The organism is Pseudoalteromonas sp. S8-8, from assembly GCF_000497875.1.
GTDB lineage: Bacteria > Pseudomonadota > Gammaproteobacteria > Enterobacterales > Alteromonadaceae > Pseudoalteromonas > Pseudoalteromonas arctica.
In genome coordinates this window covers 10,592-23,574 of the sequence record NZ_AUTR01000027.1, presented here as the reverse complement: position 1 = coordinate 23,574, position 12,983 = coordinate 10,592, and the positions used below count along the sequence as shown (strand labels likewise).

The 12,983-nt window shown below is 41.5% G+C and carries 11 protein-coding genes; all 11 read right to left on the bottom strand.

Going from position 1 to position 12,983, the window contains the following annotated elements:
* Window position 1 precedes the first annotated feature (1 nt).
* From L659_RS0108335 to rsmH, 11 genes are read right to left on the bottom strand one after another with little or no spacing between them, the layout of a single operon-like run.
* Window positions 2-922, bottom strand: coding sequence for a D-alanine--D-alanine ligase (locus L659_RS0108335; RefSeq protein WP_024590213.1), 921 nt, complete (start codon window positions 920-922; stop codon window positions 2-4).
* On the bottom strand, window positions 919-2,370 hold the full coding sequence (gene murC / locus L659_RS0108330) for a UDP-N-acetylmuramate--L-alanine ligase (protein ID WP_002957994.1): 1,452 nt from the start codon (window positions 2,368-2,370) through the stop codon (window positions 919-921). The genes L659_RS0108335 and murC overlap by 4 nt, the downstream gene beginning before the upstream one ends.
* A complete protein-coding gene (murG, locus tag L659_RS0108325) occupies window positions 2,371-3,447 on the bottom strand; it encodes an undecaprenyldiphospho-muramoylpentapeptide beta-N-acetylglucosaminyltransferase (protein ID WP_024590212.1) in 1,077 nt (358 codons plus the stop codon).
* The gene (gene ftsW, locus L659_RS0108320) at window positions 3,444-4,619 is read right to left on the bottom strand and encodes a cell division protein FtsW (RefSeq protein ID WP_007582927.1); all 1,176 of its coding nucleotides are present in this window, start codon (window positions 4,617-4,619) and stop codon (window positions 3,444-3,446) included. The genes murG and ftsW overlap by 4 nt, the downstream gene beginning before the upstream one ends.
* Entirely contained in the window at window positions 4,616-5,950 is a 1,335-nt protein-coding gene (gene murD, locus L659_RS0108315) for a UDP-N-acetylmuramoyl-L-alanine--D-glutamate ligase (RefSeq protein ID WP_024590211.1), read from the bottom strand. Before murD ends, ftsW begins: the two co-directional genes overlap by 4 nt.
* Window positions 5,951-7,033, bottom strand: a complete 1,083-nt coding sequence (mraY, locus tag L659_RS0108310) for a phospho-N-acetylmuramoyl-pentapeptide-transferase (RefSeq protein WP_007582922.1) — start codon at window positions 7,031-7,033, stop codon at window positions 5,951-5,953.
* Window positions 7,033-8,415: a UDP-N-acetylmuramoyl-tripeptide--D-alanyl-D-alanine ligase gene (locus L659_RS0108305; protein WP_024590210.1), complete on the bottom strand. Its 1,383-nt coding sequence runs from the start codon at window positions 8,413-8,415 to the stop codon at window positions 7,033-7,035. The genes mraY and L659_RS0108305 overlap by 1 nt, the downstream gene beginning before the upstream one ends.
* Window positions 8,412-9,890, bottom strand: coding sequence for a UDP-N-acetylmuramoyl-L-alanyl-D-glutamate--2,6-diaminopimelate ligase (murE, locus tag L659_RS0108300; RefSeq protein WP_024590209.1), 1,479 nt, complete (start codon window positions 9,888-9,890; stop codon window positions 8,412-8,414). The genes L659_RS0108305 and murE overlap by 4 nt, the downstream gene beginning before the upstream one ends.
* Entirely contained in the window at window positions 9,883-11,700 is a 1,818-nt protein-coding gene (locus tag L659_RS0108295) for a peptidoglycan glycosyltransferase FtsI (RefSeq protein WP_010554293.1), read from the bottom strand. The genes murE and L659_RS0108295 overlap by 8 nt, the downstream gene beginning before the upstream one ends.
* Complete coding sequence (ftsL, locus tag L659_RS0108290; protein ID WP_007582915.1) at window positions 11,697-12,023, bottom strand: cell division protein FtsL; 327 nt, start codon at window positions 12,021-12,023, stop codon at window positions 11,697-11,699. Before ftsL ends, L659_RS0108295 begins: the two co-directional genes overlap by 4 nt.
* Complete coding sequence (rsmH, locus tag L659_RS0108285; protein WP_008167099.1) at window positions 12,020-12,958, bottom strand: 16S rRNA (cytosine(1402)-N(4))-methyltransferase RsmH; 939 nt, start codon at window positions 12,956-12,958, stop codon at window positions 12,020-12,022. The genes ftsL and rsmH overlap by 4 nt, the downstream gene beginning before the upstream one ends.
* Window positions 12,959-12,983 lie beyond the last annotated feature (25 nt).

Genomic DNA, 12,983 nt, shown 5'->3' with positions numbered 1-12,983 from the left:
ATTAAAGCGTTTGCTCTAAAATGCGAACAACTAATTGTTCAAAAGTTGCCCCATTCGCTTTTGCCGCCATTGGCACTAACGACTTTTCAGTCATGCCTGGTACTGTATTTACTTCAAGCAGGTAAAAGTTACCTTGCTCGTCTTGCATCGCATCAACACGGCCCCAACCACTTGCGCCCACTAAATCAAATGCATCTAGCGATATAGCTTGTAAGTACTTAGTATCTTGCTCTGATAAATCTGCAGGGCAATGATACTGCGTTGTATTTGATTGATACTTAGCTTGGTAATCGTAAAAACCATTAGGTGTAGTCATCTCAATGACTGGTTGTACTTCGTCGCCAAGCACTGTAACTGTGAATTCACGTCCCGTGATCCACTGCTCTACAAGCACTTGATTATCAAATTTAAATGCATTAGCTAGTGCGTCTTCAAGTTCTTGTGCTGTACTTGCTTGCGCCATACCTATGCTTGAGCCTTCGTGCGATGGCTTAACCATTACCTTTTTAAACTCACCCATAATAGCTGCAGCATCAAAGCCTTTTTTAGCGTCAACTACGGCATAAGGTGCAGTGCTTAAACCCGCTGATTTAAATAAGTGCTTACAACGTACTTTATCCATAGCAAGTGCTGAACCCAGTACATTACTGCCCGTGTAAGGCAGGTTCATAAATTCAAGCGCACCTTGTACAGTTCCGTCTTCGCCACCACGACCATGCAAAGCAATAAAAACGCGCTCTATATTTAATTCTTTTAACTCCCACAAAGAACGACTTTGCGGGTCAAATGCAATTGCATCAATGCCACTATTTTGCAGCGCATTTAAAACAGCCTGACCCGATCGTAAAGACACTTCACGTTCTGCTGAGTTACCACCTAGCAGTACCGCTACTTTACCAAATTGTGTGTTTACCTGAGTCATACTTCACCTTGCTTAAGTTTTTCTATCGACATACCCGTCGCAGCTAATGTTTTAACTAACTGACCTATATTACCAGCGCCTTGGGTTAATACTAAATCATTATTTTGTAAATTTGCGGCCAAAACGCCTGCAAGCTCTGCATTTGTTGCTACATGCAGCGGCTCTTTGCCACGTTGACGAAGGCTACGGCATAAGCTTTTGCTGTCTGCGCCAACAATAGGATCTTCACCAGCGCTATACACATCAAGCAGTAGCAACTGATCTACATCAGCAAGTACTTTTACAAAATCTTCGTATAAGTCGCGTGTACGGGAAAATCTATGAGGTTGATATACCATTACTAAACGCTTATCAGGCCAACCTTCACGTACTGCTGCAATTGTTGCTGCAACTTCTGAAGGATGATGCCCGTAATCATCAACTAACATGACATTGCCACGCTCGTTTTCGAATTCACCATAGTGTTGAAAACGACGACCAATACCTTCAAACTTCTGCAGCGCTTCTAAAATTGCATGATTCGCAATATTTTGATCTTTTGCCACAGCAATCGCAGCGGTTGCATTAAGTGCGTTGTGTCTACCTGGCATATTCAACGTGGCAGTTAAACACTCACCTTGCTTGTTAGTTACTGTAAATGTGCATGTATTAGCTGATTGGCTAAAGTCGCTCATGCGATAATCAGCATCCTTTGATTCGCCATACGTAATAACTGGGCGACCAAAGCGCGGGATAAGTTCAGCAGCAACTTCAGAATCAATACATACAACAGCTAAACCATAAAACGGCAAGTTATGAATAAAATCTACATACGTGTCTTTCATTTTTTCAAGACTGCCGCCATAAGTATCCATGTGATCTTCTTCAATATTTGTGATCACCGAGACCATTGGCTGTAAGTGTAAAAACGACGCGTCGCTTTCATCAGCTTCGGCAATTAAAAAATCACTTTTACCTACTTTTGCGTTACTACCTGCGCTATTTAGCAAGCCACCTATAATAAAGGTTGGATCTAGCCCTGCTTGTCCATAAATACTCGCAATTAAGCTTGTTGTCGTTGTTTTACCATGCGTACCCGCAATTGCTATACCGTGGCGAAAACGCATTAATTCAGCCAACATTTCTGCGCGGCGAACAACAGGAACTCTTGCGGCTTTAGCTGCAATAATTTCAGGGTTTGTTTCATCAATCGCACTTGAAACAACGACTACATTGGCATCTTTCACGTTATTTTCATGATGGCCAATAAATACTTCTGCACCGGCTTTAATTAAACGATCTGTCATAGCGCTATGGGCAATGTCAGAACCTGTAATACGGTAGCCTTCAAAAGCGAGTACTTCAGCAATACCGCCCATACCTGCTCCACCAATACCAATAAAGTGGATGGTTTCTATTCGGCGCATTGCGGGGCGTGTGTGTTTTTCTTGTACTGACGTTTCTTTCACTTATTTTCTCTTATTTGTTACTTGCTCACAGTGCGTTGCTACGCTTGCTGTGGCATCTAAAATGGCTTGTTTTTTTGCATTTGTAGCCATTTCAGTAATTAATGAAGGTTGGGCTAAATACGGGCTTAATAGTTCAACAATTGATTGTTTATTAAACTGCCCTTGTGGCATTAATAATGCGCCATTAGCCATCACTAAATATTGTGCGTTCGCTGTTTGATGGTCGTCCACGGCATGTGGAAACGGAACAAAAACGGCCATTTTACCTGCCGCTGCAATTTCGCTAACAGTTAACGCACCAGCACGGCAAACAACAATGTCAGCCCAGCTATACGCTGCGTCCATATCATCAATAAATTCAGCTATTTTTGTATTACTGCCTGTAAAAGCATGCATTTTATAAGCTGCTTCTACGGTAGTTAAATGACCCTTACCTGTTTGATGCCATATACTTATTGGAGCTGTATTATTTAGTACTTTAAATGCTTCTGGTAATGTTTGATTAAGCACTTGTGCACCAAGCGAGCCGCCCACTACTAAAATATTAATAGGGCTTGATACATCGCGTTTGGCTATATTCATAACGCTTTGGCGAACTGGGTTACCTACTAGCTCGGCTTGACCCTGTGCAAAAGCATTTGGAAATGCAGCTAATACTCGTGTAGCCACCTTGGCTAGCAGTTTATTGCTCATACCCGCTACAGCGTTTTGCTCGTGAATAACCAGCGGGATACCTAAACTTTTTGCTGCAATTCCCGTTGGACCCGTAACATAACCGCCCATTGCAAGTACTACATCAGGACGCTGCTCTTTCAATACCTTACGCGCCTGCAATACTGCATTAATTACCATGAATGGGGCTTTAATAAGACGCTTTAATCCGTTACCACGAACACCTTTAACGTTAATAAAATCAATATCTATATTGTGCTTAGGTACAACGCTCGCTTCCATTCGATCTGGTGTGCCGATCCAGCTAACTTGCCAGCCCTGCTGTTTTAAATAATCGGCCACTGCAATACCGGGAAAAATGTGTCCGCCAGTTCCACCAGCCACTACTACTAATTTTTTACTCATCGCTTACCTCCGCGTGAGGTGGCTTGTTTGGTTGCCATTTTGGTTTCAAAATCTACGCGTAATAAAATACCCGTGGCAATAGTCATAATTAATAAGCTTGAGCCGCCATAAGAAATAAACGGCAGGGTTAAACCCTTCGTCGGTAAAATACCCGCGCTCGCACCTACATTCACCATGGTTTGAAATGCAAACCAAATACCAATGGCAAATGAAAAGTAGCCTTCGTATTCCTTGCCGCACTTAAGGGCTTGTTGGCCTATTAATAAGGCTCTAAATACTAAAGTAGCTAATACCGTTAAAATACTTACAACGCCTATTAAGCCAAGTTCTTCACCTATAACGGCAAAAATAAAATCGTTATGTGCTTCAGGTAAATATTGTAGTTTTTGTACACTGTTACCTAAGCCTTGACCAAACCAACCACCTTGGCTATAAGCCATTAGCGATTGAACCAATTGGTAACCCTTTCCAAAAGGATCATCCCAAGGGTCTAAAAAGCCGACAACACGCGCCATTCGATATGGTTCAACAATAATCAGTAATACAACCAAACCGACGCCAGTTAGAATAAGTACAAAGAACTGCCATAATTTAGCGCCAGCTAAAAACAGTAAACCAACCGTTGTTACAAACATAACAACCACTGTGCCTAAATCTGGCTGCAGCAGAATAAGCAGTGCATACACTGCAAATACAGCAATTGGCTTTGCAAAGCCTTTAATATTTTCTTGTACTTCTTCGCGTTTTCTTACCAAATAACCCGCAATATAACTAAAAAAGTACAACTTAGCGGCCTCAGCCACCTGAAAACCAACAGGTCCAATAGGTATCCATCGTTTAGCGCCGTTTACTTCACGCCCAATAATCAATACCGCTATTAATAGCACCATGCCTAGTATTAATAGATAAGGGTTTGATCGTTTCCACCACTCCATTGGCACACAAACGCTTATCCAAAAAAGCACAAAAGCCATTGCTAAAAACATGCTGTGGCGAATGGTAATATGGTACGGGTCATCAAATAACCGCTCTGCGGTAGGCATTGATGCGCTGGTCACCATGATAAAACCAACACCAATTAGCATTATTACGCAGTACAATAGCGGTACATCGTATAACTGCGCCGAAGGCTTAGGTGTTAATGCGTCTCTTATATCGGCAAAAGCAATCATAACGCCCCTGCCATTACACACTGAACAAAGTCATCACCGCGTTGCATATAGTTGTTATACATATCAATGCTGGCACATGCGGGTGCTAATAAAACAATATTGCCTGTACTACTAAGTACTTTGGCCAAAGTAACGGCTTCTTCCATATTGTTAGTTAAATAACTCTTATTGGTAATCGCAGCTAAGTCACTTGCATCTTTACCAAAACAAATTAATGCTTTTACATGCTGTTCTATGTAGGGTTTAAGCGCATTTAAATCAGCACCTTTGGCATCGCCACCAGCAATAACAATCAGATTTTCACCGTCACTAGCTAAACTATCTATTGCAGCAATGGTCGCTCCAACATTAGTTGCCTTTGAATCGTTAAAATACTTTACACCGTTAAGCTCAGCTACAAATTGGCAGCGATGAGCCAATCCATTAAATTGACCTAACGCATTTTTATATTGCTCTTTGCTGACTTCAAACGGACTTAAGAGCGCCATTACTGCAAGCGCATTTAAATAATTGTGCTTACCCACTACCGCAAGCGTATCAACAGGTAAAAAGGCATCGCCTTTAACCATAAAGTGAGTTTCGCCATTGTGCTGCGCTAAATGGTAATCACCTTGTTGAGCACCAAAGCTAATTAAAGGGGTTGTACCGCGTTCAACTGGATGTGTTTGACTATCGTCTGCGTTGACAACAATAAGCTCTGCGAAATTATAAATACTTAGCTTTGAGTCTATATAAGCTTGGTAACTGTCGTAGCGGTCAAGGTGATCTTCTGACACATTTAATACCGTTGCACTTACTGGTTTTAAACTCGTTGTGGTATCTAACTGAAAACTCGATAACTCAAGCACATACACATCAAAATCATCATTGAGTAAATCAAGTACCGCTGTGCCAATATTCCCACCCAAAGCAACTTTATAGCCGGCTTCTTTTAACACTTCATAAGCGAGCGTAACCACGGTTGATTTACCGTTAGAGCCCGTTACTGCAACAACAGGTTTTGAATTAATACGTGCAAATAACTCAACGTCGCCAATCACTTCAACACCTACGTTAATTGCATCTGCAACAGCTGGTATTTTTAAGCTAAGCCCAGGGCTTATAATAATCATATCGCTTGAACAAAGCTCTACGTCATCCAAATTACCGAAGTGGGTATCTAGAGTTGGCGCGTGCTCTTTTAACCAATCAATCCCCGGCGGGGTTACTCGGCTATCAACGACCTTTGGTGTTAGGCCATGAGATAATAGAAAACGCACAATGCCCAGACCGGTTACACCGAGTCCGAGCACTGTTATTTGTTTGTTTTTTATCTCGTTTAAATACTGCATTTATCGAATCTTTAAAGTAGCTAAGCCAGCAAGCACTAGCACAACAGAAATAATCCAAAAGCGCACAATAACGCGAGGCTCTGGCCAACCTTTTAATTCATAATGATGATGAATCGGCGCCATTCTAAAAATGCGTTGTCCGCGTAATTTATACGACCCCACTTGTAATATTACCGATAGCGCTTCCATTACAAATACACCGCCCATAATAATAAGCAGTAACTCTTGGCGTACTAAAACAGCAATAATACCTAATGCGCCACCAAGTGCTAATGAACCCACATCGCCCATAAATACTTGTGCTGGGTAAGTGTTAAACCATAAAAAGCCAAGCCCTGCGCCCACAATGGCAGTACATACAACCACAAGCTCACTCGCCAGCGGTAAATGTGGAATATGTAAGTAAGCCGAAAAGTTAATATTACCTGTTAAGTAAGCAATAATTGCCAATGCCGAAGCCACTAAAATAATTGGCACAATCGCCAAGCCATCTAAACCATCGGTCAGGTTTACCGCGTTTGATGTACCTACTATGGCAAAATACGTAAGCACGATATAAAACAAACCTAATTGCGGTAATACGTCTTTAAAAAATGGAACAACAAGTGATGTTTCAGATGCTTGTGCACTGGTAAAATACAAAGCAGTAGCTACAACTAATGCAATGACCGACTGCCAAAAGTACTTCCACTTAGCAATTAAGCCTTTTGGATCTTTACGAATAACTTTACGGTAATCATCAACAAAGCCAACAATACCTAATGAGCCAATTACAAATAGTGTTGCCCATACGTATTTATTTGATAAATCGGCCCAAAGTAGCGTGCTGGTAAAAATAGCCGCTAAAATAAGTAAGCCACCCATAGTCGGCGTACCCGACTTAGATAAATGCGATTGCGGACCGTCGTCTCGAACTGTTTGGCCTATTTGCATACGTTGCAAACCACGAATTAACTTAGGTCCTAAATAAAGAGACATAATTAGCGCAGTTAAAATACCTAAAATGGCACGTAGCGTTAAATACGAAAAAACATGAAAACCACTAAAATACTGTGTTAAATACTCTGCCAGCCAAACTAACATTATGATACTCCATTGATGGCTTGTTGCTGGCCATTAACTAAATCGGTTACTAATAATTCCATGCGAGAACTGCGCGATCCTTTCACTACTATTGTTGTTTTAGTATTCACTTTATTAATACTTTCTTGAATTTTTTGCTGCATCTGTTCGCGGCTCGAAAAGTGGCGATTAGGTAGTTCAAACACATCACTTGCGTATTTACTTAATACACCTAATGTAAATAACTCATCAATACCTTGCTCAAGTGCATACTCGCCAACTTCTTGATGGTACTTACGTGCATCTTCACCTAGCTCACCCATATCTCCGAGTGCTAAAATGCGGTGACCTTGCATATCACTTAACAAGTCAATCGCAGCCTTTACAGACTTAACATTGGCATTATAGGTATCATCAACCACGGTGAGTAAATCAGACACTTCAATTAAATTAACGCGCCCTTTTACATCAGCCATTGTGGCAAGTGCATTGGCTATTTCTTCAAGGGTTACGTTAAATTCACTGGTCAGTGCAGCAGCGATAAGTGCATTACTAATATTGTGCTTACCCGGAAGTGCCAAAGTAACAGGTACTTGCTTGTTTTTAGTGCAAAGCGTAAAGCTTGCACGCGCATTGGCATCAAGCGTGATGTTCTCTGCCCAAATATCTAGTTTTTCAGTTGTAGAAAAACGTTTAACATTACGCCCTTCAAGCTTATCTAACCAATATTGGCTAAATTCACTATCGCAGTTAACAATCGCAACGCCATCATCTTTAAGGCCATCAAAAATCTCACCTTTAGCTTTTGCGACGCCCATTAAACTACCAAAACCTTCTAAGTGGGCTGCTGCAACATTACATACAACGGCTACATCTGGTTTTGTCATTGCAGTGGTGTAAGCAATTTCACCTAAGTGATTTGCACCTAGTTCAATTACTGCAAAGCGATGTTGAGGCTCTAAGCGCAATAACGTAAGTGGGACGCCAATATCGTTATTAAAATTACCTTTAGTAGCTAATACATCACCGTGAACCGACAAAATTGCCGCACACATTTCTTTTACGGTGGTTTTGCCTACACTCCCTGTAATTGCAATTGTTTTAGGCGCCACCTGGGCCATAACAGCGGTGCCAATTACACCTAGTGCAATACGTGTATCGCTTACTATAAATTGTGGAATATCTACATCAACTTTGTGCTGAACAATAACGCCAATAGCGCCTTTTTGTTTAGCCTCAGCTATAAATTTATGCCCATCAAAATTTGGCCCTTTCAGTGCTAAAAACACTTCGCCATCGCACACTGTACGAGTATCAGTATTTATATTAAGCACGTGTTGATTATCACCTTGATAATCGGTTGTTAGCACATTAGCTAACCAATCAAAATCCATTGGGATCATTGTGTTATCCCTCTTACTGCTTTTTTTAGTTGTTCTTGTACATACCGGCGATCGCAAAAGTCGATTCGCTTATCGCCTATAATTTGATAATCTTCGTGGCCTTTACCTGCAATCAAAATAACGTCATCAGCTGTAGCGTTTTCTATAGCAAAACGAATTGCAGTTGCTCTATCAGCCTCTAAATGTGCATTTTGAGGATGGGTTAAACCGCCTGCTACATCTGCAATAATGTCATCAGGGTTTTCTGAGCGAGGGTTATCACTGGTAATAATAACTTTATCAGCGTTTTGCTCTGCAGCTTGCGCCATCAATGCACGCTTTCCTTTGTCTCTGTCACCACCGCAACCAAATACACAACTTACACCACCTGGCACATGCAACTGCAATGCTTGTAATGCAAGTGCAAGTGCATCGGGTGTATGGGCGTAATCAACAACACACGTTGGCATGTCAGCTTGACTAAATGCTTGCATTCGCCCAGCTACTGGCTGTAACTGCGCACAACCAGCAACTAGTTGCTCAAGCGGATAACCTAGCCCTAGTAATGTAGCGAGCGCTGCCGTTAAGTTATATAAGTTGAATTCGCCAAACAGAGGCGATTTAATCGACATATCACCCCAACTAGTCGATAACTGAGCCGAAATACCTTCACTTGAATATTCAACATCAGAAAAATAAACGTATCGGGCATTCTTAGGAGCTAAGTTTTTGCGGCCATAACAAATTAGGTTATTAAAATCATACTTTTCAAGCCATTGCTCTGCTTGAAAGTCATCTTGATTAAGCACTACAACTTGCGGTTCAAAGTCACGGAAAAGCATTAATTTCGCATCACCGTAACTTGCCATATCACCATGGTAATCTAAGTGATCGCGCGAAAGATTAGTAAACACAGCCGCTTTAAACTGACATTTAGCAACGCGTTGTTGCACTAACCCATGAGATGATACTTCCATGGCTACCAGCTTTTTATGCTGCGAATTTAAATCGCTCAAAATATGCTGTAAATCAACAGTTGAAGGCGTTGTGTTTATCAGTGGAATTAAGTTATCAGGATGGCCATAACCTAAAGTGCCTATAATAGCCGACTCAGTACTACAAAATTGTGCTAAGTGGGCAATCATTGCTGTGGTAGTCGATTTACCGTTTGTACCTGTCACACCAATTAAATCAAGAGCCTGACTTGGCTGGCTATAAAAGCGACTTGCTAATTCTGGAAGCTTTTTATCAAGCTCCGAAACTAAATATAGTGGCTCAAAACTTGTTTCAAATTCACATAATCTGTCAGCAATAATAGCTGTTGCGCCATTTTCAATTGCTTTATTAATAAATTGACCGCCATCAAGTGCATGGCCTTTAATAGCAACAAATACATCACCTGGCGTTACTTCACGGCTATCAAGGCGTAAATGTTTTACCAGTTGCGAGGGCGCATCTATTTCGATGTATTTTAAAATATCCTTTAAATCACGCATCGTTATCTTTACCTTGTACGTACGCAACCTCTTCCTTGTCAGGCGCTACGTTTAATATTCTTAATGCGTTAGAGATGATTTCTGCAAATGCAGGGCCAGCGGTGGCACCTCCATAGTACACATCACCACCTGGTTCATTAATCATAACTACCACGGCTAAACGAGGATTACTTGCCGGCGCTACACCTGCAAAATAACCTACATATTCATCACCATAACCACCTGCTACGGCTTTTTTAGATGTACCTGTTTTACCAGCTGCACGATACCCATCAACTTTTATGTTGCGAGCAGTACCGTCTTTTTCAAATACACTTTCCATCATGTGCACTACGGCTTCTACGTCTTTTTGTTTAAAAATACGTTCGCCTTCAGGTATATTGTCTTGCTTTAAAATAGTCAGTGGTCGATTAACTCCACCAGCGCCTAACATGGTATAAAAGCGCGCCATTTGCGCAGTACTTACCGAAATCGCATAACCAAATGATAAAGTGGCAATTTCAAAGTCAGACCAACGACGATTTGGATAAAACAAACCGCTACTTTCACCGACCATGCCTGTTCCAGTATCACTACCAAAGCCTACTTTTTGGTATAAACCAACAAGGTAATCTTTAGGCACTAACTGAGTAACCTTCGCAACTCCCATGTTTGAGGAGTACTTTAGTATTTCGCGCAGTGTTAGTTCGCCGTGATTACGAGTATCTCTAACTAAACTACCACCTAAACGCATCCAACCTGGGTAGGTATCAATCGTGTCATCTGCCTGAATGGCGCCGTAGTCTAGCCCAGCCAAAATGGCTAGAGGCTTAACAGTTGAGCCTGGTTCAAACAAATCTGTAATTGCGCGGTTACGACGTTTATGAGGTGCAGCATCGCTTAAGTTGTTTGGATTAAATGAAGGGCTATTTACCATTGCCAGTACTTCACCGGTTTTAACATCAACTACCATAGCTGAGCCCGATGTGGCTTTATAAGTCAGTACAGCTGATTTTACGGCCTTGTACGCAATAGCTTGAATTCGTTGATCAATACTTAGTTCTATACTTTCTGGCTCTACACGTTCACGTTCGTCAAGTACTTCTACCTCACGCCCTTGTGCGTCTTTACGAATGGTACGGCGGCCTTCCTCGCCCGTTAAAGCGTTTTCGTATAGCTTTTCAATGCCTTCAATGCCTTTGCCATCGATATTGGTAAAACCAATAACATGCGCGGTAACCTCACCGGCGGGGTAATAGCGTTTAGATTCATCTAGTAAATGAATACCAGGGAGGCGTAAATCACCAATATAATTTGCTACAGCAGGAGTAACTTGGCGCTTTAAATAAACAAAGCGACGCGAGGGATCGTTTAATAGTCGAGAGTTAATCTTCTTAGGATCAATGCGCAGCACATCTGCAAGCTCGCGCCAGCGTAAATCGTTTTTATAATAAAGTGCAGTACGCTTATCAAGCTCAACAGTGTTTTCAGTTAAAGATAAGTGATCTTCGCCGCTTTTGCGGGCTTGTTTAATTACTTTAGATACAAGCGATTTATGTAATGCTTTAGGATCAGCATATACACTTACCACAGGCACACTTACCGCTAATTCTTTACCATTGCGGTCAAAAATCATTCCGCGTTGCACATGCAGTTTTTCAACACGTACCGTGCGTTTATCACTTTCTGAACGTGCTTTATCGGGTTCTATTACTTGTAAATAAGCAGCGCGAGATACGAGTGTTACAAACACCATAAACACAACTGTACACACCAGCATAAAGCGCCATGTGATTAAATTAGTGACTGGTTTTTTGCCTCTATTTCTCATTGTACTATTATTACCTGCTCATCTTGACTAGTAGGTCGTTTCATTTTTAATTGTGATATAGCAACTTCTTCAATGCGTGCATGTTGCGAATAAAATTCTTCTTCAACAAGTAAGTAGCGCCACTCTAAATCGAGTTCATCACGTTCTTGTAATAATTGATCTTGCTTTATAAGTTGCCCACGAGCTAAATGTGTTGTTTGCACAACAGCTAAACTAGAAGCGAATATCACAACCAACAAGGCCGAGGTTAGCTTGTTAGCACCTAGGCCTTTTAATATTTCAAAGAATAAATTGGGTTGACGATAGCTCGCTTTTTTACTCATCCCAACCTCTGTGCAATCCTAAGTACAGAACTACGAGAACGTGGATTACGTTCTACTTCAACAGTACTTGGCTTAATAGCCTTACCCACTGCTTTTAACGTCAGGTTTTTATTTATTTGTGCATCAGTTAAAGGCAGACCTCTGGGTAACACTTCTCCCCGACTCTGTTTTCTAATAAACTGTTTTACAATACGATCCTCTAGTGAGTGAAACGAAATCACCACTAAACGTCCGCCTGGCTTTAGCACTTTAACTGCAGACTGTAGCGCTGTTTGAATCTCTTCAAGCTCGCTATTAATATAAATACGAATCGCCTGAAAAGTACGTGTTGCAGGGTGCTTAAACTTATCTTTTACCGGTACTGCTTCATCAACAAGGTCAGCAAGTTGCTTTGTTGTTGTGATTGGCGTGTGCTCACGAACTTCGAGTACTTTGTGCGCAATACGTTTACCAAACTTTTCTTCGCCCAGTTTTTTAATTACGTGGGTAATATCATCTAACTCGGCTTCTGCTAACCACTGTGCAGCACTGCGACCTGTTGTTGGGTCCATGCGCATATCAAGTGGCCCATCTTTCATGAAACTAAAACCACGCGCAGCGTCATCCAGTTGTGGCGACGAGACACCAATGTCTAATAAAATGCCATCCACTTTACCAATGAGATCGTTCTGCTCTGCTACTTCGTATAAATTTGAAAAACGAGTATGTGCAATCGCAAAACGTGGATCATCAGCAAATTTTTCGGCTGATTGTATCGCTTGTGGATCTTGGTCAATTGCTTGCAAGCGACCTTCATCACCAAGGCGTGCTAAAATTTGTCCAGAGTGGCCGCCACGTCCAAACGTACCATCCATGTATATACCGTCTGGCTTAATTGCGAGGGCATCGATGGTTTCGTCCATTAATACGGATACGTGTTCAAATTGCGCTGTCATTAGCTATTATTTGCCTTTTTTTGTG

Bases quoted from the DNA above. Each gene is read 5' to 3' on its own strand.
- L659_RS0108335 (WP_024590213.1), bottom strand. From the start codon at position 922: ATGACTCAGGTAAACACACAATTTGGTAAAGTAGCGGTACTGCTAGGT.
- murG (WP_024590212.1), bottom strand. From the start codon at position 3,447: ATGAGTAAAAAATTAGTAGTAGTGGCTGGTGGAACTGGCGGACACATT.
- ftsW (WP_007582927.1), bottom strand. From the start codon at position 4,619: ATGATTGCTTTTGCCGATATAAGAGACGCATTAACACCTAAGCCTTCG.
- murD (WP_024590211.1), bottom strand. From the start codon at position 5,950: ATGCAGTATTTAAACGAGATAAAAAACAAACAAATAACAGTGCTCGGA.
- mraY (WP_007582922.1), bottom strand. From the start codon at position 7,033: ATGTTAGTTTGGCTGGCAGAGTATTTAACACAGTATTTTAGTGGTTTT.
- L659_RS0108305 (WP_024590210.1), bottom strand. From the start codon at position 8,415: ATGATCCCAATGGATTTTGATTGGTTAGCTAATGTGCTAACAACCGAT.
- murE (WP_024590209.1), bottom strand. From the start codon at position 9,890: ATGCGTGATTTAAAGGATATTTTAAAATACATCGAAATAGATGCGCCC.
- L659_RS0108295 (WP_010554293.1), bottom strand. From the start codon at position 11,700: ATGAGAAATAGAGGCAAAAAACCAGTCACTAATTTAATCACATGGCGC.
- ftsL (WP_007582915.1), bottom strand. From the start codon at position 12,023: ATGAGTAAAAAAGCGAGCTATCGTCAACCCAATTTATTCTTTGAAATA.
- rsmH (WP_008167099.1), bottom strand. From the start codon at position 12,958: ATGACAGCGCAATTTGAACACGTATCCGTATTAATGGACGAAACCATC.